Genomic DNA, 23,379 nt, shown 5'->3' on the forward strand with positions numbered 1-23,379 from the left:
GCTTCTGCGTGCAGATTTCTCCGAGCGCAGGCATCCTAGCTACACGGGGGCTTGGCCCCTCCCGTGACCGGACTCTCACCGGTTAGAAAATGCGTGCTTAGCTGGGCACGCGCCAAAGGCGAACGCTCCGCTTTTCCGGAATTGCTTCGTTCTCTCCGCTGCTCCGTGCTTAACCCAACTTAATAATTCCTAATAGAGCTCAATTATCGAAAAGGAGGTTTATTTCCATGTCAGATGATTCCACAACAAGACGCCTTAAAGAGTTAGGGATCGAGCTCCCTGAAGCGAGTGATCCTGCAGCACGATAAATGGTTGTTCTGATTTGTTCTTAGAAGCTTTTGGTGAAGAGAAAGGCTCCCATGCAAGGTCCGTATTCGGAGCTATTTCTTTGCGTGATAATTTGCCCATCATCATTGATTCCATATTTGAATATAGTACTACGGACTAGTCTTCAATTGATGACGTTTACAGTCTTTGCACAATTAACGACTCGTCAGTCCACGAAAACGTCTGTTAAGAGGCTTGCGCCTACGTGGATTTACTCCGCCCGTCAAATCGCCGGAAAAGGTGAAGACGGTACGATATAACTCAAGATTGGATATGTGACAGCTCTATGAAGGGTTGCCTTAGCTGGATTTCCAGCGGTCGTAGGCTGTTTGATAGATCTCCGCCAGACGGCCTCCGCCCATTTTGTTAATAGTCTCCACATACTTATCCCAATTCGCAAGCGGCTCCTGGCCTGTCACAAACCGTGCCTCCATCTGCTCCACATACGTGTCCAGGTCGGATTGCAGACTTGTGACCTCCGCCTGTTCTTCCTCGGTCAGGAACAATACAGGGAACGGAATTCTCGCTCCCCGATCAAGCAGCTTCTCCTGTGATTGCTGGGCCACCCATTTGTCAAAATCAGTGGTAAGCCCTTTGTTGATATCGTCCGTCATCATAGCTGGTGTCGGAATGCCGTAATTCGGCGTGATGGTGGCGCGATAGTCTTCGCGTTCCATGCCGTTCGGAACAGGCAGCCATTCCTTCACACGTGCTTCCTTGTCCGTATATTTCCAAAGCAGGCCATCCGGACCTTTATCGAACAAAACGGCACCTTCGTAGGAATAAATGTAATCCACCCACCGCATCGAGGCTTCCGGCGCGGGATTCGTGCTGGTAATCGCAAAGGCTCCGCCCGTGACTCCCTTGTTGCGGGCAATCGCCGGGGTATCGACCATGTCACTTTTCACCGGGCTGAACATCGGATCATCCGAGCTTGGTTCGCCGCCCAATACAAAATAGGCATGCCAGTCGGAGAACAGGCCCAGTTGTCCGTTCTTGCCCTTAGCTTTTTTCTGTTCAGCCGTTTGCGAAAAGGTATCATGATCCAGCAAATCCTCATTCCAAAGCCGGTTCAGGTAAGTCAGATACTCCTTGTACCCTTCTTCAACCGGTGTGTAATGCACCTTGTCCAGGTCATCCACATAAATTTTCTCTTCATAAATGCCGAAGGCACCCAGGAGCCATGTGCGGATGTCCTTCAGCTTTACGGAGGTGAGCGGGATTTCATCCTGCTTACCGTTGCCGTTCGGGTCCTCTTCCTTGACGCGTTTCAGATATTCATATAATTCGTCTGTCGTTTCAGGAAGCTTGGTTACTCCCAATGCCTTTAAATAATCACCGTTATACCACAAAGGATTCTTGTACCAGGGTTGGTTGAACTCGATGCGCGGCAGAGAATATATATGCCCGTCCGGCGCCGTAATCGATTTGCGGATTTCCGGATTTTCATCCAGAATTTTTTTGAAATTTGGCGCGTATTCATCGATCAGATTTTCAAGCGGAATCAGAATGCCCTGACTGCCGTAAGTCAGCTCTTCGGCCGGAGTCAGGCCGGCTGCGTAGAACATGTCCGGATACTCCCCGCTGACGAAGACCAGATTCTTTTTCGTCTCGAAGCTTTCCTTCGGGGCATTCATGAATTCAAGATGGATTCCGCTAAGCTCCTCCATTTCATGAATGACCGGCATATCCGCCCAGTTCTGAATACCAACATCCGGCCCCATCATCGTAAGCGTCAACGGTTCACTTACAATGGGAAAGCCTTCTTTATTAACGATTTCTGCCTTAGCGGACGGCCCTTCCGCCGCCCCTGAGTCCGATGATCCGCAGCCCGCCAGCAGCGATACACTAAGGCCCGCCGCCAGCAGCAGGCTGAGGCTTTGTTTCAAAGTAATCATAGTTTCATCCCTTTCCTGTCATAGATGACTAAGATGGCAGTAAAATTCCTTTCACTTCCCCAGCTTCGAAGAAAACACCCAAGAAAATTGCTTTCCCCACGTACAGAGGGAGCAGAATTCCACTGGAGAAGCGGAGCGTTCGCCTTTGTCCCCGGATTTTTACCACTTAAATGTAATTCAATAAAATCCGGGGACAACAGCGATCGGAAGTGGAATCTGCTAACTCTCCTTCCAGCGGTCATACGCCCCCTGATACACCTCACGCACGCGGCTGCCGCCCATTTTCTCCAGCGTTTCAATGTAGTTGTTCCAGTTACCCAGTGGCTCCTGACCTGTGACAAACCTGGCCTCCATCTGCTCCACATACGTACGCAGGTCCGACAGCAGGCCAGACACCTCCGTCTGCTCCTCCTGCGTCAGGAAGAGCGCCGGGAACGGAACCCGGGCTCCGCGGTCCACCAGCTTCTCCTTTGTCTCCTTGTCGACCCAGTCATCAAAGTCGCTCTTGAGTCCTTTCACCACATCATCGTTCACCATCATTGGCGAGGCGATACCGTAATTGGGGGTCAGGGTCGCACGGTACTCTTCGCGGTCACCTCCGCCGGGAACCGGAAGCCATTCCTTGGTCAAGATATCTTTATCCGTATACTTCCAGAGAACGCCCTCTGGACCTTTATCGAACAGCAGCGCTCCCTCATATGTGTAAATGTAGTCGATCCAGCGCAGGGAGGCTTCAGGCGCCGGATTGGAGCTGGTAATGGCGAATTGCCCCGTGGAAATGCCTCTATGCTTGGCAATGGCGGCCGCCTCGACGGAATCGCTTTTTATCGGGATGAACATAGGGTCTTCGGTGCTCTGCTCTCCGCCAAGTGTAAAGTAGGCATGCCAGTCAGGGAACAGGGCAAGCAGATTGCTGCGGCCTTTCGCCTTTTTCTGCTCATCCGTCTGTGAGAAGGCTTCATGATCCAGCAAGTCCTCGCTCCACAGCCTGTTCATATACTTCAAATACTCCAGGTAGGCGTCATCCAGCGGGGTAAAATGGACCTGCTCCTTATCATCCACATACAGTTCTTCATCGTAAATGCCGAAGGCGCCGAGCATCCAGACCCGGATGTCCTTGATCTTGACGGACTCCAGCGGGATTTCGTCCGCCTTGCCGTTGCCGTTCGGGTCTTCTTCCTTCACCCGTTTCAGATAGGTATAAAGCTCCTCCGTCGTCTCCGGCAGTTTCTTCACACCAAGCGCTTTCAGGAAATCCCCGTTGTACCACAGCGGGCCTCGGTACCAGACTGCATTCAAGTCAATGCGGGGCAAAGAATAGATATGACCGTCGGGAGCGGTGATCGATTTGCGGATATCCGGGTGCTCGTCGAGAATTTTTTGCACATTGGGCGCATATTCCGGCAGCAGCTCCTCCAGGGGCAGCAGAATGCCCTGGCTGCCGTAGGTGATCTCCTCGGCCTGCGTCAGGCTGGCCGCATACAGTATGTCCGGATACTCCCCGCTGGCGAACACCAGGTTTTTCTTCGTTTCAAAGCTGTCCAGCGGGGCGTTGGCAAACTTCAGTTGAATGCCAGTCAGCTTCTCCATCTCCTGCATCACCTTCATGTCCTGCCAGTTCTGAATGCCGACGTCCGGTGCCATCATCGTAAGGGTCAACGGTTCACTAACAATCGGAAAACCTTCTTTATTGACAATTTCTACAGTAGCGGACGGCCCTTCCGCCGTTCCTGAGTCCGGGGAGCCGCAGCCCGCCAGCAGCGATACACTAAGACCTGCCGCAAGCAGCAGGCTGAGGCTTTTTCTGAAAGTAATCATATTTCCATCCCTTTCCCGGTGTTTTCCTGGCGTTGAAACTAACGGAATAACCCGCTTCGAAGAAAGCACCCAAAAAATGTCTTCCCACGTACAGAGGGAGCAGAATTCCACTGGAGAAGCGAAGCGTTCGCCTTTGTTCCCGGATTTTTACCGCTAAAAACAATTCAATAAAATCCGGGGACAACAGCGATCGGAAGTGGAATCTGCACCCGGCGTATCTGTAGCTAACACCGAGGTTATTCCGTTATTCCGTTATTTCGTTATCTCACCCCTTCACGGAACCAATCATCACCCCCTGCACGAAATAGCGCTGCAGGAAAGGATAGATCACGATGACCGGCAGCGTGGAGACGATAATGGCGGCATATTTTACAAGTGATGCCACATCCGCCTTGTTGTTCAGCGCAATGGCCATGTCCCCGCTGACGGCAACGCCCGTCGTTTCTGCCGTCATCTCCTGCAGGACGAGAATCTGGCGCAGAATGAGCTGCAGCGGATATTGGCTCTCATCCGTCAAATAAATGAGCGCCGAGAAATAGCTGTTCCAGTGGCTCACCCCGTAAAACAGGGCCATCACGGCGATAATGGGACCGGAGAGCGGCAAAATAATGCGTACGAACAGCTTGAAATTGGTGCAGCCGTCCATTTGGGCGGCTTCCTGCAGCTCATGGGGAATCGTCGTCTGGAAAAAGGTTCTGGCAACGATGATATTCCAGACGGAGGCTGCCACCGGCAGAATCAGCGCTCCCATCGAGTTCATAAGGCCCAGGCTTTTGACCAGCAGGTAGCTCGGCACCAGACCGCCGCTGAAGAACATCGTAACGAGCATCATCCCCATAAAAAAATTACGCCCGACAAAATCCTTCCGGCTCAGGGCATACGCGGCCGGGAGCGTTACTGCCAGATTCAGCAGCGTGCCGAGTACCGTATACAGGATGGTGTTGGTGTAACCGTTCCATATTTTAGCGTTTTCAAAAACCCGCTTGTACCCGTCTACATTCCAGCCCTTGGGAAACAGCCACATTTCCCCCGAATTAACGTATCGCGGATCGCTGACCGAAGCGCTCAGGATATAGAGAACCGGGTACAGCACAATGATCATGGCAATGGACAAGTAGATATAGTTCAAAATAACGAATAACCGGTCCAAACGTGTCTCTTTAACGGGTGTAATCATCAGCTGTCCCCCTTACCATAAGCTGTTTTCGCTTGTGCGGCGTGCGATTTGGTTGACGGTAATCAGCAGCAAGGCATTTACAACGGAATTGAATAATCCCACAGCCGTGGAGAAGCTGTACTGGGCATCCACCAGGCCCGAACGGTACACGAAGGTGGAAATGACGTCAGAGGAGCTCATATTGAGCGGATTTTGCAGCAGCAGGATTTTCTCAAAGCCAACGCCCAGAATATTGCCCATATTGAGAATCAGCAGAATGGTGATCGTCGGCAAAATAGTCGGAATATTGATGTGCAGCATGCGCTTGAAGCGGCTGGCTCCATCGACGATGGCTGCCTCGTGCAGCTGCGGATCGACACCGGACAGCGCCGCCAAATAAATAATCGTCCCCCAGCCCGCGCTCTGCCAGACACCGGACAGCACATACACGGTCTTGAACCAGGCGGGATCGGTCAGGAGATCAGGCGACTGGAAGCCAAGAAATTCCACGATCCGCACAATCATGCCGCTAGATGGGGATAAAAAGGTGATAATCATGCCGGCCATAACAACAACGGAAATAAAGTGTGGAGCATAGGTGATCGTCTGTACGGATCGCTTGAAAAAGCCGTTCCGGATTTCATTAAAAGCCAGCGCCAGGATGATCGGAAGCGGGAAGCCTACCGCCAGCTCGTACAAGCTAAGGCTAAAGGTGTTCCATAGCAGGTCCCAAAAATAATAGGAATTAAAAAAGCGTTCAAAATGATCAAAGCCTACCCACGGACTGCCGGTGATCCCCTTCGTGGGAATAAAATTTTTGAAGGCGATCTGGACACCGTACATCGGGATGTAGTGAAAGATAATAAAATACAGCAATGCCGGAGCGATAAACAGATACAATTCCCAATTTTTCAGAATCCGGCTCCAAAGGGTTCTGCCCATCTCTCTGGAGGAAAGAACGGTACCTTGCACTGCAGCCGACTTCAACGAGAGAGTCCCTTCCTCTCTTTTCTTCATAGCATCCATCCCCTCTTTTCAATGTTCAGGCTGTAGTTCGCGGCTTGCGCCGCAACCCCGGGGCCCCGCTTGGAGTTACTGAGGAAATTGTAGTCCGACGCTTTCACAAGGTAAATATGTAGAATCTGCACAAACGCGGCAAAATAGCTGCCATCCTTTATACAACAAGGTTTTAAAGAACTATGCAACTCCTTTTTGAAAGCGTTTGTACATGTTGGCTATATGTGAAATTTGTTATCGAAGGGTCAATTCACATCTAACACATTGCATAATCGATCAGGTTGTGTAATTCTTTCTAACGAGCCGTTAGGAGGGATATGGAACATGTTTCTGACTGAGAAAAAATTGTATGCACGTCTGAGAGAATTAGATGAATACCGTTACCGGGACCGGATTCCGTTCAAGGAGCTCCGGACACTCGAAGATGAAGGTTCCGGAGTCAATCCCGACCTGCCGGAGATCAGTGGAGACTGGGGGATTATCCATCACGGGGATACCTGGACCGGCCGCGACCGTTATCTATGGCTCTCCGTCGATGCGGAATTCCCGGCCGAGTGGGCGGGAAAACGAGTGCTGGGTCGCTTCGATTTCGGCACCACCGGCGGGGGCACCAATTCAGGGTTCGAGTCGATGCTGTACTTGGACGGCCAGCCATATCAGGGCGTCGATTCCAACCATAAGGAAGTGTTCTTTGCGGGAGTGGATGTAGCAGGCGGCAGCAAAAGACTGTTATTCCGGCTGTGGTCGGGCCTCGAAGGAGGCGGAAAGCCCAGAGAGCAGAAGCATGAAATCAAGCTCGCGGAAATTTGCTGGCTGGATGAAGCGGCAGACGATCTGTACTACACCGGGTTAACGGTGTATCAAACGATCCAGGTGCTGGACGAGCAGGATGCCGAACGTGCGCTGCTGCAGAAAACGATGGATCGGGCCTTCCGCCTGATCGACTGGAGCGAGCCAGGCTCGGACGCTTTTTATGAAAGCGTGGCTGCGGCCCGTAAATATCTGTCCGACCGGATCGATGAAATGGACAAAAACACGCTCGTCACCATTACCTGTGTCGGCCATACCCATATTGACGTCGCCTGGCTGTGGCGGTTAAAGCATACGCGTGAGAAAAGCGCCCGCTCCTTCTCTACGGTCATGCGTCTGATGGAGCTGTTCCCGGAATATATTTTTCTGCAAACCCAGCCGCAGCTTTACGAATACATCAAGCAGGACTTCCCCGAAATTTATGAGCAAATTCAAAAACGGGTCAAGGAAGGGCGCTGGGAAGCCGGCGGCGGCATGTGGCTGGAAGCGGACTGCAATCTGACGTCAGGTGAATCGCTCACCCGCCAGCTGCTGGTGGGCACCAGATTTTTCAAGGAAGAATTCGGAGCAGATTGTGAGTACCTGTGGCTGCCTGACGTGTTCGGGTACAGTTGGTCGCTGCCACAAATTTTACGCAAGTCCGGAATCAACACATTTATGACCACCAAAATCAGCTGGAACCAATATAATCGAATGCCGCACGATACGTTCAAATGGCGCGGGATTGACGGCTCGGAGGTGCTAACCCATTTCATCACCACGGTTGAGCCGTGGGCTGTGGCCTCGTCCACGTTCTATACGTATAACGGGCATGTCGAACCAAAGACGGTCAAAGGCAGTTGGCGGGCTTACCGGGACAAGGAGCTGAATCAGGAACTGCTGCTATCGTATGGCTACGGCGACGGCGGAGGCGGCGTCAATCGCGAAATGCTGGAAATGCGGCGCAGAATCGACCGTCTGCCAGGGCTGCCCAAGGTGAAGACCGGCCGAGCGGATGAGTATTTCCGGCGGCTGCAGGAGACCGTGGAAAATACGGGGAGCTACGTGCACACCTGGGACGGGGAGCTGTACCTTGAATACCACCGCGGCACCTATACGAGCCAGGCCTACAATAAGCGCATGAACCGCAAGCTGGAGCTGCTGTACCGGGAGGCGGAATGGCTCAACGTCTGGCAAAGCGTGCTGGGCGGAGATTGGACGCTGTACGAGGGGAAAAAGCTGACGGACGGCTGGAAGATCATTTTACGCAACCAGTTCCACGACATAATCCCCGGCTCCTCGATCCGGGAAGTCTACGAGGACAGCAGGCTGGAATACGCCGAAGCGGAGGAAATCGGCCAGTTAGTGCGAACACAGGCTGAACAAGGCATCGCTTCTGCCGGGGAATCAGACGACCCTGGGCGGAAGTCAGATTCGGCGGGAGTCAGATCCTTCGTGATCTGGAACTCCTCCCCATGGCAGCGCACAGACCTGGTTGATGTTCCCCTTCCAGACAGCGGCGGTTCAGGTGTATGGCGCACCATGGACGGCCGCACGCTGAACGCGCAGTGGAATAACGGCATCTGGACGATTCAAGTGGAAGACCTCCCTCCGCTCGGTTACACAACAATTGTGTTGGAAATGGGAGCCGGGAATGCAATTCTGCCGCCTACAAGCGCGGATACACCATTCCAGTTCCGGGAGAACGGGCTGTCGACGCCGTTTTACGAGCTGGAATGGAACGGACACGGGCAGCTTACCCGCCTGTACGACAAGGAGCAGCAAAGAGAGGTGCTGGCACGGGGAGGCCGCGGCAACGTGCTGCAGCTGTTTGAGGATAAACCGCTCAATTTTGATGCATGGGATATCGATATTTTTTATCAGGAAAAAATGCGGGAGATCACGGAGCTGACCCGTATGGAAGTGGTGGAAAAAGGCCCGCTGCGGGCGGTGATCCACTTCGAATGGAAATACGGCGGGTCCGTCATCACGCAGGATATGATTCTGTATGCCAACGACCAGCGCATAGATTTTGCGACAGAAGCGGATTGGCATGAGCGGCATCAGCTGCTGAAGGTAGCCTTCCCCGTTCACATCCGCTCGACCGAGGCGACCTATGATATCCAGTACGGCAACGTCAAGCGGCCGACCCACTGGAATACGAGCTGGGACAGCGCGCGTTTCGAGTCTGTCGGCCACCAGTGGGCGGATTTGTCCGACCGCGGCTACGGTGTCAGCCTGATGAATGATTGCAAGTACGGTTATGACATCAAGGACAACGTGCTGCGCCTGTCCCTGATTAAATGCGCCACCTCGCCGGATATCGAAGCTGACCAGGGGCATCACCGCTTCACTTATTCCCTGCTTCCGCATCAGGGTGACTGGCTGCAGGGCAATACCGTGCCAAGCGCATGGGCCTTGAACGCCCCGTTGCGCTTCACCGAAGGAGCCGCACACGCCTCGTCGTTGTCGATGTTCCGTCTGTCCACAGACACCGCCATGGTTAGCGCCGTGAAAAAAGCCGAGGACAGCAACCAGGTAATTTTGCGGGTCCATGACTACTCCGGCAGCAGGCAGCCCTTGACCATCACAAGCGACCTGCAGATTGTTGGCTGGAGAGAATGCAATCTGATGGAAGTGTCCGATGAAGCCATGCGGCTGGAGAGCGAGCTTCAATCTGTGCTGGAGCCTTACGAGATCAAGACGTTCGAGATTGATATTCGCACCCCATAACTTTGTTCAGGAGGACTCACTGAAATGAATCTGCCCGCATCGATCGTTCAGGTACTAAAAGATGCGGAGCAGCGGCTGGCCCACCGGCCGAAGCTGCTCCGCCTGTTCACCAACTGCTTTCCCAATACGCTGCAAACCACGACCAAGCTGCTGGACGACGGCACCACCTTCGTATTTACGGGCGACATTCCCGCCATGTGGCTGCGTGATTCCGTGGAACAGGTGCGGCATTATATCCCGTTCGCCAAGGACGACCCTGAGCTGCAGCGTATTTTGGAGGGACTGATCCGCCGCCAGATGTTTTACATCAACATCGATCCGTATACCAACGCATTTAATGAAGAAGCAAACGGCAGGCATTATAACGACGGGGACCAATCCGGGATGACCCCCTGGATGTGGGAGCGCAAATATGAGCTGGATTCGCTCTGTTTTCCCGTGCAGCTTGCTCATATGTATTGGAAGGCGACGGACAGAACGGACATTTTTGACACCGCCTGTTACCAGGCCCTCTCCTCCATCGTTGATGTGATGATCACCGAACAGCGGCATATGGAAAAATCTCCGTACCGCTTCGTACGCCCAGGCTTCAAGGAGACTGAAACGCTGCAGAACGAAGGTCTGGGCATGCCTGTCAATTACACGGGAATGACCTGGTCCGCCTTCCGGCCGAGCGACGATGCCTGTCTGTTCGGTTATAACATCCCGTCCAATATGTTCGCCGTCGTCGTTCTCGGACATATCCGCGAAATTGCGGAAACGGTATTCAAAGACAGCGGGCTAGCGGCCAAAGCCGACAAGCTGCGCGGTGAAATTGATTTTGGCATCCGCACCTACGGCACCGTGAACCACCCGCGCCATGGTACTATTTATGCCTATGAAACGGACGGATTCGGCAACCACTGCCTGATGGACGACGCAGGAACCCCAGGGCTGCTCTCCATCCCCTATTTCGGTTATGCCGGGACCGACGATCCAATTTATCGAAATACGCGCCGCTTTGCGCTAAGCAAGGACAATCCTTTCTATTTCGAAGGAAAATATGCCAAGGGCATCGGCAGTCCGCACACCCCCGGCGGTTATGTATGGCATATGGCGCTGTCCATGCAAGCGTTAACGGCCGACAGCGAACAGGAGGTCAAGGAATTGATTGATATGCTGGTGAATACGGACGCGGACACTGGCTTCATGCACGAAGGCTTTCATCCGGACGATCCTGCCGATTTTTCGCGGGAATGGTTTGCCTGGTCCAACAGCCTGTTTGCAATGCTGATTTATCAGTCCATGGAGAAAGGCTGGGTATAGCTCTGGATAATTTAGGGCGACCCGGTTTTCAGGCCATCCAGTGTTCTTCCTCCGTCCTGCCGGCTGCAGCAGATGTAGCTCTCAGCTCGGAGGCAGACACCGATTTGTGTTTTTTGAAGGTGCGGCTGAAATAGGAGATGTCATTATATCCGGTCGCCCAGGCAATTTCGGAAATTGTCATATCGGTATGACGCAGCAAATATTCAGCTTTATTAATGCGGATCTGGTTAATGTACTCGGACACCGTGCGCCCGGTCAGCTCGCTGAACAGCCTGCTGAAGTGAAACCGGCTAAGTCCAGCCATGCGGGACAGTTCATGCACCGACAGCTCATCCCCGAGATGCTCTCCAATATATTCAAAAATAGGCGTAAAGCGCTCCAGATTTTTTCTCCTGCTCATATCGAGCGGCTGCGGAGGTGCTTCGGTCACATAGTTGCGGAACAAAATGGCGAGCAGCCGGTACATGGAGGATTTGATTGACAGCTCGTAGCCGGGCTCTTTGCCTTTGAACTCTTCAACGATAGAATTCATGCAGGCATGCAGACTCGCATCATTCCGAATCCGGTGCTGGAACAGCATTCGGTTCTGCAGAATTGGCACGATGAACTTGGTTTCGATCGCATCGGGCGACGGGCTTTGCAATACAGATAGATCCACGATAAGGGCGTAATAGCGCAGTTGCTCGGACCTGCAAATGCCATGGTGCAGATCGTTGCTGTTCAGTACAATCAGGTCGCCGCCGTGCACCTCGTATGGCATGGAGTTGCATTCGATGACCGCTTCGCCGGACTCGAAATAGAGCAACTCCATATGCTCATGCCAATGATGGGGAAACAAGGTGCTGCCTTCCCCGCCCGCTCTGCAGGTATGAAGCTTGATGGGGAAATAGCGGTCCGGCATATCCATGGGCTCGCGCAAATCGGCAGGTCTTTTCATGTACACTCCTCCTCTGTGACCGCACATTATTTCAAACAAACAGCAAGGTGCTGCATGGATTTAAGCTGCATTGCATCCTTACAATAGATTATAGACCTAATTATGAAAGGAGCAACAAGGCATGAAAACCGTCAATATCGGCATCATAGGCCTCGGCAGCATTTCCGAATACCATCTCAAACCATACGGCAACAATCCGCACGCGAACATTTACGCAGTCTGCGATCTGAATGAGGAACGGGCCAAAACGGCCGCTGCCCTCTACGGTGCTGAAAAAGTATATACCGATTACCGTGAGCTGCTGGCGGATGAGCAAATTGATGGCGTAAGCATCTGCACCTGGAATAATACGCACGCAGAGATCAGCATTGCCGCGCTGAACGCGGGCAAGCATGTTCTCGTGGAGAAGCCTCTGTGCCGCACTACGGAGGAAGCCGTCAAAATCCAGGAAGCTGTCGAGGCTTCAGGCAAGCTGCTTCAGGTCGGCTTTGTGCGCCGTTATGATCCTAACGCCCAAATGCTGCGCGCCTTCGCGGATGCGGGCGAATTCGGCGAAATTTATTATGCCAAAGCTTCCTCGATCCGCCGTCTCGGCAATCCCGGAGGCTGGTTCAGCGATATCGAGCGCTCCGGCGGCGGCCCTCTGATTGATATCGGCGTGCATGTCATTGATCTGTGCTGGTACATGATGGGCCGTCCCAAGGTCAAATCCGTTACAGGCAATACATATCGCAAACTGGGCAACCGCGCCAACATTCAGAATCTTTCCCGGTATCAGGCGGCCGATTATGATGCGAAGAAAAATGATGTGGAGGATCTGGCGAACGCCCTGATCCGCTTCGAGAATGGAGCCTCGCTCATGATTGAAGTCAGCTTCACCCTTCATGCCAGCAAGAATGAAAGCACCGTCAAGCTGTATGGTGACAAGGGTGGCTTTGAAATCGATCCTGAAGTCATGATGACGACCGAGAAGAACAATACGATCCTTAACGTTCATCCGCAGACCGACAGTGCCGGCTTCCAGTTTGAAAAGGCGTTCCAGAATGAAATCGACCATTTTGTCGACTGTATATTGACTGGCAATCAGCCGATCAGTCCTGTCGAGGACGGCGTTGAAATTATGAAAATCCTGAACGCCGTTTATGAATCTGCCGCGCAAGGAAAGGAAATCTACCTATGAAGCTGGGACTGAGCACTTACAGCCTGTATGGCGCTTTGAAGAGCGGAGAGATGACTGTTGCCGATGTCATAGATTATACAGCCGAAATCGGTGGAAGCCATGTCGAAATCGTGCCTCTCGGATACAATCTGACCGAAGATCCCGGACTCATTGATATTATTGTTGAAAAAGCCAAGGAAAGAGGGCTCGACGTCTCCAATTATGCAATCGGTGCCAACTTCCTTACGGAAGACGATGCGGCTTACAAAGCAGAAATCGAACGGGTGAAAAAGGAAGTGGACATCGCCGCCCGCCTCGGCGTCAAGCTGATGCGGCATGATGTGGCGTCCTCGCCTGACGTCTCTATCGGCCATTTCAATGTGCAACTGGAGCGTCTTGCCGATGCTTGCCGGCAGATTGCCCGCTATGCCGCACAATTTGGAATCACCACCAGCATCGAGAACCACGGCTACTTTATTCAGAACAGTGACCGTGTTCAAACTCTAGTGAAAACCGTAAATGAACCGAACTACAAAACGACGCTGGACATCGGCAATTTCATGTGCGCGGATGAAGACCCTGTAGCGGCAGTCAAGAACAATCTGGCTTATGCGTCCATCGTGCATATCAAGGACTTTTATCTGCGGCCTTCCTACCGCAATCCTGGTGAAGGCTGGTTCCGTACCACTAGCGGCAACTACCTGCGTGGTGCCATTGCCGGCCATGGTGACATCGACCTGCACGAAGTGCTGCGTGTCATCAAACAGTCCGGTTATGATGGATATTTCTCCCTGGAATTCGAGGGCATGGAAGACTGCCGCACAGGTGCGAAAATCGGCTTCGACAACGTGCGTCGTATCTGGGATGAGCTGTAAATTCGGAAAGCACGGTTGATTGTGAGGAATAATCGGAAGAAGCCTGGTTGGCCTGGTTGATAGTGCGGTAAATAAATATGTTTTGATCAGCCTTGGTCCTTTGGACTGAGGCTTTTTTATTCTACCCAGCCCTAAATCATGAATAGAATTGATCGCTTTAGATTAGAATGAGTAATATGCATTGGCAGTTTATTTGTAGTTACATTGCAGTTTACTTTCAGTTCGTGTAGAATAGGAGGATAAAGAGGTGAACAAAGTGCCTATAACAGAACAAGATAAACTAAACTTTAATTCGGTCATTGAGAACACTTTACAGAAACCGGAACAAGCCGAAGCTATGGCGAAAATACTTTATAACTTAGCACTCAGATTAAACGCCGTGCCTCAAAACTTTATGTCTGAATTCACAAGGTTAATTGAAAGAGGTTTGGTAGAGGAAAGCAAAACCATACTCCCTAAAGCCTTAAACGAGATCAGTACCACTGTGTTATCTCTGGCAGAAGAAGATCTCTCCAGATCCTACACGACCGGACAATTATCCAAAATATTCGGTGTCAGCATTTCAACGATCAATAACTGGATTGATGCCAATCGTTTTGTTGGTTTCAGCCGGGCAGCAAAAAACAAACAAGCAAGAATTAGTGAAAGCACGATTTGGGTATCACCTACGGGGGAAAAAATCCCTGTAAGTGAAGTAGCTAAGCTCTATCAAACGAATCAACAAAAAATGCAGCTTCAGCACGAACCTACTAAATATGAACGTGTCCGTTACCTGGTCGAAATGATCAAATTTTATGAAGAGCGGTACAGAGGTACTTTTGAAGAAGTAATTAAAGAGAAAGGAGACCCGTCGATGACAGAAGACTTTCAGTGGTCCAGAGAAGGAAAAGAGTGGCGAGCTTTTCTTCAAGAAATTGAATATGATTGATCGGTAACCCGCCATCAAACTTAGAATTATTGAAAAGGAGATTCGGGGATGCCATCTTGTATATCCGTGAAACTGACAGCACCAGCAAACCAAGCTCAGCATTCGCCCAAAGAGCTACCCTCGTTTTCGTTGATAATTCAAAGCTTTACATAACAGAACATCTGAAAAGCGGACTTATTACTCATTATTACTACGACTGGATTCATGGTAATGGCAATCAGGTTTTAGCAAAGTTTCATTGCGAACCTCATGATGACCCTGATTATCAAACAGATACTGAGCCCTATCACATTCATCCACCTGATCACTCAAAATTAACGAATCAGATACGGTTTGCAAACTATTCGTTTAGGGATCTGTCATCCATTGTTGAAGGCATCTATTTGTTTCATCTGCTGCCGAATAAGCCTAAGGTATAATTTTCCTTATCTAAAAGAGGTCTGTAGAGGCTTAGAAAGCTCTATAGACCTCTTTTTTACGTATTGCTGTTAACGGTGGCGGTAGCTCTGGATAAACTTCACAGCTGCTCGGATATCGTTTTCCGGACGCTCGCCAACCTCTCTTTCCACCGTCAAATAACCGGCATAGCCGATATCCTGCAGGGCAGTGAAATAAGCCTCGAAATCAACGTTGCCTTCGCCGAGCGGCACCTCACGGAAACCCGCCCCGCCTTCCGCCATGACTGCAATCTGCTCGTGGTCCAAAACCCCATACACGTCACGGGGATCAACCTCACGCAGACGGACACCGTCCTTAACGTGGGTATGTACAATGTAATCGCGCAGCGTATACACGCCCTGTACAGGATCATCGCCGGTGACCATCACCATATTCGCCGGGTCAAAATTGACCGCTGCCCCTTTGGAGTCCAGCGAATCCAGGAACTTCTTCAGCCGCTCCGCAGGCTCAGGGCCAGTTTCGATGGCAAAATATCCACCGCGTGAGGAAGCATAGGCCGCCAGCTCATTACAGGCCTGCTGCATGATGGCATATTCGGGATCATCGCTGCTTTCCGGAATAATTCCGATATGTGTCGTCACGATATTGGTGCCCAGATCAAAAGCAAGATCAAGCACCTGCTTCGATTTTTCGATTTTCCAGCCGTTCTCCTCCGGATTTTTGAAGCCATGACCGCCGTAATCCGCACATAAAGCCGACACCTCCAGACCCAGCCCGGATATATAATTCCGCAGTTCCTTCCTGTCCTCTGCCGTCAAATTGTCCGGCTCCATTTCACCCGCAATGGCCCAGATCTGAACACCGTCAGCCCCGATTTCCTTCGCTTTCTTCAGGCCCTCCTTTACGCCAAGACCAAAGCTGTCTGAAATAACGCCGATTTTATTCTTGAATCCCATACCCATCATCCCCTTTTTTTCATTTTTACATCATATGTACCTACTTCGAAATCCAGCTCCTGGCCTGTCGTCAACAGCGTATTCAAACATTATAATGTTGTTGCGTTTTATTTTATAGTCATTGTCGCGCTGCCGCAATATGTAAAAAACGACCGCCCCACTTTAGCAGTGAAAGGCAGTCTGTATTGTTGTCTAATTCTGTTCAAGTTACAGCTCTTCGCCATTGGCAGCAATGACATTTTTATACCAGAAAAACGAATCCTTGCGTGAGCGTTCCAAGGTTCCATTGCCTTCGTCATCCTGATCGACGTAGATAAAGCCGTAACGCTTGGACATTTCGGAGGTCGACATGCTGATCAGGTCAATAGGCCCCCAGCTAGTGTAACCGATCAGGTCTACACCGTCGGCGATAGCTTCCTTCATTTGGGCGATATGCTGGCGCAGGTAGTCAATCCGGTAAGTGTCATGAATAGAACCGTCTTCCTCTACTTTATCATAGGCCCCCAGACCGTTTTCCACAATGAACAACGGCTTCTTGTAGCGGTCATACATTGTATTCAGCGTAATTCGCAGACCGGTCGGATCAATCTGCCAGCCCCAATCGGAGGCCTTCAAATAAGGATTCTTTACACCGCCGAACAAATTGCCTTCCGCTCTGTCGCCCCCCGGTTCTGCGGAGATCGTCAACGTCATATAATAGCTGAACGAAATATAATCCACCGTATACTTTTTCAAAATCTCGTCATCGCCGGCTTCTTTTTGAATTACGATATTATTCTCCTCGAAATAGCGGTTCATATAAGTGGGATATTCCCCGCGTGCATGAACGTCCGTGAAGAACAGGTTTCTCTGATTCTCCTGCTGGTTCTTCAGCACATCCTCCGGGTTGCAGGTATGGGCGTAACTTTCCATGCGGGCAAGCATGCAGCCAATCTTTGCATCTGGAATAATCTCATGGCATAATTTTGTCGCAAGCGAGCTTGCCACAAATTGATGATGAAGCGCCTGATAAATTGTCTGCAGTTTGTTATCCACACGGTCAATGACAACACCTCCGCCGGTAAAAGGACTGATGGTCATCATATTGATCTCGTTGAAGGTCAGCCAATATTTCACCTTATCCTTGTAGCGTCTGAACACCGTCTCCGCGTACTTGGTGAAACAGCCAATCACTTCCCGGCTCGCCCAGCCGTTATATTTCATCGTCAAGCCGAGCGGCGTCTCATAGTGCGCCAAAGTAACAAGAGGCTCAATGCCGTATTTATGCAGCTCATCAAAGACGTTATCGTAAAATTGCAGCCCTGCCTCATTTGGCTCTGCATCATCACCGTTCGGAAAAATACGTGCCCAGTTGATCGACAACCGGAATACCTTGAAGCCCATCTCGGCAAAAAGAGCAATATCCTCCTTAAAGCGGTGATAAAAATCAATGCCGTAGCGCTTTGGAAAACGAGCATCCTTAAGCTCTCCAGACAAAATTTTCTCAATCTGTTCAGAGGTAATTTCAATGGCGTGGCTGCCTGTGCGCTTTTCCTTCGGCACATAGACCACCATATCGGCGCTGGACAAGCCCTTGCCGTCTTCATTATAAGCGCCTTCCAACTGATTTGCCGCCGTAGCGCCTCCCCATAAAAAACCTTCCGGAAATCCCTTTTTTACAGTACTCATTTTAAAAAAGCTCCTTTCTTATTCACCTAAACTACGGTTGTCATCAAATAATCCTGATTTTGGACTTCCTGCTCGTCGGTTTTCAGGATATCCAGATAGCTGGCTGAATTGGTAACAATAACAGGTGTGGACACAAGATAACCCGCCGCCCGAATCTGCTCGACATCAAATTTCAGCAGCAGCTGCCCCTTCTCCACCTTGTCTCCCTCCTGCACTTGCTTTTCGAAAAATTTCCCTTTCAGACGCACGGTATTAACTCCAATATGGATCAGAAGCTCCGCCCCTCCATCGGATGTAATGCCGATCGCATGCCCTGTCGGGAAAACCGTCGTTACGATACCACTCACCGGCGCGGTCAGTCGGCCGCCGGTTGGCTCAATGACGATACCTTGTCCCATCGCACCTGACGCGAAGGCCTCATCCTCAAGCGTATGAAGCGGTTTTACCATACCAGTCAGAGGGCTTACAATGACTTCTTTTACAAAGGCTGTGGTGTCGGTCTGCTTGTCGTCCGTCACTGTTTCAACATTAGGTTCGGCTTCCCGGACTTCCGGCTGCTTAAATCCCAATAAATACACTAATACTGCTGCCAGTACAAAGGCAACGGCAAGTCCGATCACGACGTACGTGAATCCTGGTCCGAAATAACTCGGAACAGCCAGCAAGCCGGGAAGGGCGAAGGAAATGCTGCGTGCTCCCCCCACGCCGATGATAGCAGCGCCAATCGCGCCGGAGATACAAGCGTAAATGAATGGCTTTTTCAGCTTCAGGGTTACACCGTAAATCGTCGGCTCTGTTACGCCAAATACGGCGGCCAGCGTGGAAGAACCGGCCAATGCCTTCAACTTTTGATCCTTTGCCTTGAGAAATACACCAAGCGTTGCTCCCGCCTGGGACAAAACTGCTGCCGCAAGCATAGGAATCATCGTGTCGTAACCGATTGTAGTCAGGTTGCTAAGCATAACAGGGACAAAGCCCCAATGGACGCCGAAAATAACAAACACCTGCCAGAATCCCCCGGCGATAAGCCCTGCTGCAAGAGGGCTCAAATTATAAATCCAGGTATACCCTGCAGCAAGGGCGTTACTGACGGAGTTGCCCACAGGTCCAAAGATCAGAAAAGTCAACGGCACCACAATGAACAGTGCCAGCATCGGTACCACAATGTTCCGGACAGATTCATGAATAACTTTGCGGAAATAGTTTTCCACATAGGATTGAACCCATACCGCGAGAATAATCGGGATGACGCTTGAGCTATAGGTTACAAAAATAATCGGAATCCCCAAAAATGCCAGGCCTTGCGGTTCATTCATGGCTGCAACCACATTCGGGTATACAAGCGCTCCCGCCACCGCAACGGAAACAAACTGATTCGTTTTAAACCTCTTGGCCGATGTTATGGCCAGAAAAACCGGCAGGAAATAAAACACGCTGTCAGAAGCCGCATTCAGGATTAGATAGGTGCCGCTCGCGTCGTTAATCCAGCCCAACTGCGAAAATAAAGCCAGCAGTCCCTTCAAAACCCCCGCGCCAGCCATAGCCCCCAGCAGCGGTGAAAATATACTGGAGATCAGATCGACAGCCGATCCGAGCAAGCCTGATTTCTCGGATGCTTCATTGCTGCTGCTTTGTTCGGCATCCTGCAGGCTGGTCTCCTTCATCATTTGCTCATATACCTGAGCAACGTTATTGCCTATAACGACCTGAAACTGTCCTCCACTCTCTACAACGGTAATGACGCCCGGAGTGTTTTCAAGCGCTTTTTTGTCCGCTTTGCTCCGCTCCTTGAGCTTAAACCGCAGTCTGGTCGCACAGTGAAAAACGGAAGTCACATTGGATTCTCCACCCACAAGCCTGATAATTTCCTGGGATAAGCTTTGCTTGCTCATATTACACCAGTCCTTCTTTTGAAAAATCAATTCAGATTTTATGTTTGCTGAGTCCTGAAGTGGCGCCACAACAGATTGATATTATTCCTCCGCAAACAAGAAAAACCTGAACTCGTGGTAATATAGGCACATGATCCGGCATCGCGCGACTATATTACCATCAGCTCAGGTTTTGCCTGCATGACCAGTAACACCCTGTTAACAGATGGTTTATCGATATGCTGTTTAGGATTAATCCTGATTTCTTTCCGTAATCCGGTGTATATGAATGGTCAAATATACATACTCATCTTTACTCAAGGACTGTTGATGGGTCTTCTCCAGATAATCATTAATTTTGGTCACACACCCAAAAGCGGCTGCATACGATTTTCTCACCTGGTTATACAGAAAATCGTCGCCGCCGTTGTGTACCTCATTCCGCAGCACTCTCATCGCGAAATACTGCAGATGGGTCAAAAATCTGGAGTAGATCAGCGTCGATTCATCCAGAACAATCCCAAAATGGTAGGTGACGATGTTCAAAATGTTCTGAACTATTTCCGTCATAGCCATCGTATGCTTCATTTCATTGCCGTCAATACGCGCGTTGACAAAATGAAGAGCGATAAACCCCGCCTCATCCTCCCCGAGCTTTACGCCGGTTTTGTCCTCAATCATTTGAATCGCATCCTGGCTGACCATAAATTCTTTTTTGTAAAATCGTTTAATTTCAAACAGCATTGCATTCTTTAATGCCAGGCCTTTCTTGTGGCGCTCCAGCGCAAAATGGATATGATCCGTCAAGGTCAAATAAATATTCTCGCTCAGATCGGTTCCCAGAATATAATGGGCATGCTCCACAATATCATTGGACAGCTCCAGCTGTTCTGCCGGAATTTCGCTGAGAAGATCAGTCAGCTTCGCGGTCAGCAGGCTCTGGCTCATCGTGAATACCTTATCAATTTTCCCGGGATCAACGGTGTCACCAATCGACTTATTAAAGGAAATCCCCCGGCCCATGACGATAACCTCTTTGCCTTTATCATTTTTGGTCAGAAGCACATTATTGTTCAGTATTTTCTCGATTATCATCTGCCATCACCCTTAAATACGAATGTGAACAAAAAAAGCCCGAGCTTATTAAAACATCATGAGCCTCATGACGTTAAAACAAACTCAGGCATTGCCCGCTTCACCGGTCACAATCCTTTAGATTAGTGTTATTGTAACAATAACATAAAGCGATTACAATATATTTTTTCATGACATGAAACATATCGGTTAGAAATACTTTATCCCAAAATATAGTCATTGCACGAAGCTGAGAAATAACCCAGGTGGTCCGTTGTTGTGCTGGCCTGGAAAATTTGCTGGTTGATCATCACGCTAAAGGCAGCCGTTCAGGCGGCACAAAAATAGCGCCGAACCCCTCAGGTTCGGCGCTTTGCATGCATGATATTTAGCTATTACTCCAGATTATGCCTCGTAGCTATCCACCATGATAGGCTGTTCATACGCATTGTCCAGCTTGCGTATTTTGCTCTTCACGATTTCCGGCGGCTCGACGGCAGGAGACATTGGATGCAGCAGCCACGATTTCACATAATGGGTATCGGACACTTTAAAGATTGGAGGCTCCTTCTCAAAATCGATTTGCATCGCATAAGTGCTCCGCAACGCAAAGGCATCTCCCTTAGGTGGATGCAGCAGATCTGGAGGTGTTCCCGGAATTGCTGTCAGCTTCTGCCCTCTGCTCTCCAAATGCGGCATGGATGCCAGCAGTCCCCACGTGTACGGATGCTTCGGATCGTAGAAAATTTCGTCCACAGTGCCGGTCTCCACGATCTGGCCTGCGTACATAACAGCTACCCGATCCGCCACCTTCGCTACTACGCCAAGGTCGTGGGTGATGAAAATAATAGCTGTTTCAATCTTCTTCTGAATCTCCTTCATGAGTTCCAGAATTTGCGCCTGAATCGTCACGTCAAGAGCCGTTGTCGGCTCATCGGCAATCAGCAGTTTCGGATCCGCAGCAAGCGCCATGGCAATCACGACCCGCTGTCTCATCCCGCCGCTGAACTCATGCGGGTACTGGTTAAAGCGCTGCTCGGGATGCGGAATTCCTACTAGCTTAAGAAGCTCGATTCCCCGATTATACGCAGCTTCCTTGGACATCTTCTTGTGCTTGAACAACACTTCCGTAATTTGGTTTCCGACCTTAATTGTCGGATTCAGAGAAGTCATCGGGTCCTGAAAGATCATACCGATTTCGTTACCGCGGATACTTTGCATTTCCTGATCGGTCTTGCTAATAATTTCCTTGCCGTCAAACAGAATCTGACCACGTTTGTAGATAGCCGGAGGTGAAGGAATCAGCTTCATAATTGCCTGTGAGGTCACACTCTTGCCTGAGCCGGATTCGCCTACAATGGCCAGAGTTTCCCCTTTATTGACATGAAAGCTGACACCGCGGATGGCTTGGAGCTCTCCACCGCGCACTTTAAATGAAATTGCTAGATCTTTAACTTCCAGAAGCTTGGACATTATATCACTCACATTCATTTATTCTGAATAATTATTATCAAATAATTCTACCACACCTGTCCGTACAGTCAAGACTGACACGGTCCGTAAGGTGCATGAAGCTACGGTTCGATATACTGTATTTGGAAATTCGAATGTGAGCGCCGCACTCCCTCAAAGCCTCAAATTTCCTGGGCAGTCAGAATCAACGGCCCGTTCTTCGTGATAGCTATGGTGTGTTCATATTGAGCGGACAGCTTGCCATCCAGCGTTCTGGCTGTCCAATTATTGTCATCCATCTGGCTGTGCCAGGTTCCTTCATTGATCATGGGCTCGATCGTAATGATCATACCCTCTTTCAATCTTAGCCCTCTGCCCGGCACGCCATAATGGGGAATTTGCGGCTGCTCATGCAGCGTAGGGCCAATACCGTGGGCAGTGAAGTCACGCACAACCGAGAAGCCAAGCGGTTCCACATAGCTTTGAATGGCATGCCCGATATCCCCCAGTCTGTTGCCCGCCACTGCCGCCTCAATCCCTTTGTACAGCGACTCCAGTGTAACATCGAGCAATCTTTGCGTACGTTCAGGAATGCTGCCGACCGCATATGTCCAAGCTGAATCAGCCAAACCGCCATTCAAATTGACCACCATATCAATCGTGGCGATATCTCCTTCCTGCAGCGGCTCATTACGAGGGAAGCCGTGGCAGATTTCATCATTAATTGAAGCACAGGTGGCGTATTCGTATCCCTTAAAGCCTTTCTGCTCTGGAGTGGCCCCGTTACGGGCCAAAAAATCTTCCACAAACCGGTCGATTTCCATGGTCGTGATGCCAGGGCGAATAATTTTGGAAATTTCACGGTGACATGCCGCCAGCAGCTTTCCAGCCTCATGCATCTGTTGTATTTCACGCTCACTTTTTAAAGTAATCATCGCTTTGCTCCTCCATCCAAAATTCATCTATACCAGCATCTATTCGCCGGATGAATATCGGCAATCACCAGCATGCCGAATG

At 50.5% G+C, this 23,379-nt stretch carries 17 protein-coding genes; 6 read left to right on the forward strand and 11 right to left on the reverse strand.

Annotation, left to right across the window (positions count from 1 at the left end; translation table 11 throughout):
* Window positions 1-626 precede the first annotated feature (626 nt).
* From OIN60_RS16330 to OIN60_RS16345, 4 genes are all read right to left on the reverse strand, one after another.
* On the reverse strand, window positions 627-2,225 hold the full coding sequence (locus tag OIN60_RS16330) for a type 2 periplasmic-binding domain-containing protein (protein ID WP_305755953.1): 1,599 nt from the start codon (window positions 2,223-2,225) through the stop codon (window positions 627-629).
* 219 nt (window positions 2,226-2,444) lie between these two features.
* Window positions 2,445-4,043, reverse strand: coding sequence for a type 2 periplasmic-binding domain-containing protein (locus OIN60_RS16335; protein ID WP_305755954.1), 1,599 nt, complete (start codon window positions 4,041-4,043; stop codon window positions 2,445-2,447).
* A gap of 265 nt (window positions 4,044-4,308) precedes the next feature.
* Complete coding sequence (locus tag OIN60_RS16340) at window positions 4,309-5,220, reverse strand: carbohydrate ABC transporter permease (RefSeq protein ID WP_305755955.1); 912 nt, start codon at window positions 5,218-5,220, stop codon at window positions 4,309-4,311.
* A gap of 12 nt (window positions 5,221-5,232) precedes the next feature.
* Complete coding sequence (locus OIN60_RS16345) at window positions 5,233-6,141, reverse strand: ABC transporter permease (RefSeq protein ID WP_305756001.1); 909 nt, start codon at window positions 6,139-6,141, stop codon at window positions 5,233-5,235.
* 399 nt (window positions 6,142-6,540) lie between these two features.
* Between OIN60_RS16345 and OIN60_RS16350 the strand changes: the two genes are divergently transcribed.
* Together OIN60_RS16350 and OIN60_RS16355 are read left to right on the forward strand one after the other, a co-directional pair.
* Entirely contained in the window at window positions 6,541-9,738 is a 3,198-nt protein-coding gene (locus tag OIN60_RS16350) for an alpha-mannosidase (RefSeq protein ID WP_305755956.1), read from the forward strand.
* A gap of 24 nt (window positions 9,739-9,762) precedes the next feature.
* Window positions 9,763-11,043 (forward strand): glycoside hydrolase family 125 protein, encoded by a 1,281-nt coding sequence (locus OIN60_RS16355; protein WP_305755957.1) that lies wholly within the window; start codon window positions 9,763-9,765, stop codon window positions 11,041-11,043.
* A 28-nt stretch (window positions 11,044-11,071) separates the two neighbouring features.
* Here OIN60_RS16355 and OIN60_RS16360 read toward each other — a convergent pair whose 3' ends face one another.
* The gene (locus OIN60_RS16360) at window positions 11,072-11,980 is read right to left on the reverse strand and encodes an AraC family transcriptional regulator (protein WP_305755958.1); all 909 of its coding nucleotides are present in this window, start codon (window positions 11,978-11,980) and stop codon (window positions 11,072-11,074) included.
* Window positions 11,981-12,101: 121 nt separating this feature from the next.
* Here OIN60_RS16360 and OIN60_RS16365 point away from each other — a divergent pair, with 121 nt between their 5' ends.
* From OIN60_RS16365 to OIN60_RS16380, 4 genes are all read left to right on the forward strand, one after another.
* Entirely contained in the window at window positions 12,102-13,160 is a 1,059-nt protein-coding gene (locus OIN60_RS16365; protein ID WP_305755959.1) for a Gfo/Idh/MocA family protein, read from the forward strand.
* Window positions 13,157-14,014, forward strand: a complete 858-nt coding sequence (locus tag OIN60_RS16370; RefSeq protein WP_305755960.1) for a sugar phosphate isomerase/epimerase family protein — start codon at window positions 13,157-13,159, stop codon at window positions 14,012-14,014. The genes OIN60_RS16365 and OIN60_RS16370 overlap by 4 nt, the downstream gene beginning before the upstream one ends.
* 247 nt (window positions 14,015-14,261) lie before the next feature.
* Window positions 14,262-14,942, forward strand: a complete 681-nt coding sequence (locus OIN60_RS16375; protein ID WP_305755961.1) for a hypothetical protein — start codon at window positions 14,262-14,264, stop codon at window positions 14,940-14,942.
* A 56-nt stretch (window positions 14,943-14,998) separates the two neighbouring features.
* Window positions 14,999-15,361, forward strand: coding sequence for a toxin-antitoxin system TumE family protein (locus OIN60_RS16380; RefSeq protein WP_305755962.1), 363 nt, complete (start codon window positions 14,999-15,001; stop codon window positions 15,359-15,361).
* 69 nt (window positions 15,362-15,430) lie between these two features.
* On the opposite strand, the gene OIN60_RS16385 is transcribed toward OIN60_RS16380, so the two are convergent.
* The 6 genes from OIN60_RS16385 to map all read right to left on the reverse strand — a co-directional run bounded on the left by OIN60_RS16385 (window position 15,431) and on the right by map (window position 23,297).
* Window positions 15,431-16,297 carry a sugar phosphate isomerase/epimerase family protein gene (locus tag OIN60_RS16385; RefSeq protein WP_305755963.1) on the reverse strand — a complete coding sequence of 289 codons (867 nt, stop codon included), beginning with the start codon at window positions 16,295-16,297 and terminating at the stop codon, window positions 15,431-15,433.
* A gap of 207 nt (window positions 16,298-16,504) precedes the next feature.
* Entirely contained in the window at window positions 16,505-17,965 is a 1,461-nt protein-coding gene (locus OIN60_RS16390; RefSeq protein ID WP_305755964.1) for a glycoside hydrolase family 1 protein, read from the reverse strand.
* 26 nt (window positions 17,966-17,991) lie between these two features.
* On the reverse strand, window positions 17,992-19,857 hold the full coding sequence (locus tag OIN60_RS16395; RefSeq protein WP_305755965.1) for a beta-glucoside-specific PTS transporter subunit IIABC: 1,866 nt from the start codon (window positions 19,855-19,857) through the stop codon (window positions 17,992-17,994).
* A 231-nt stretch (window positions 19,858-20,088) separates the two neighbouring features.
* Complete coding sequence (licT, locus tag OIN60_RS16400) at window positions 20,089-20,931, reverse strand: BglG family transcription antiterminator LicT (RefSeq protein WP_305755966.1); 843 nt, start codon at window positions 20,929-20,931, stop codon at window positions 20,089-20,091.
* A gap of 384 nt (window positions 20,932-21,315) precedes the next feature.
* Window positions 21,316-22,383 (reverse strand): ABC transporter ATP-binding protein, encoded by a 1,068-nt coding sequence (locus OIN60_RS16405; RefSeq protein WP_305756002.1) that lies wholly within the window; start codon window positions 22,381-22,383, stop codon window positions 21,316-21,318.
* Window positions 22,384-22,544: 161 nt separating this feature from the next.
* Window positions 22,545-23,297, reverse strand: a complete 753-nt coding sequence (gene map, locus OIN60_RS16410; protein ID WP_305755967.1) for a type I methionyl aminopeptidase — start codon at window positions 23,295-23,297, stop codon at window positions 22,545-22,547.
* Window positions 23,298-23,379 lie beyond the last annotated feature (82 nt).

The organism is Paenibacillus zeirhizosphaerae, from assembly GCF_030705605.1.
In the GTDB taxonomy this organism is placed as follows: Bacteria; Bacillota; Bacilli; order Paenibacillales; family Paenibacillaceae; genus Paenibacillus; species Paenibacillus zeirhizosphaerae.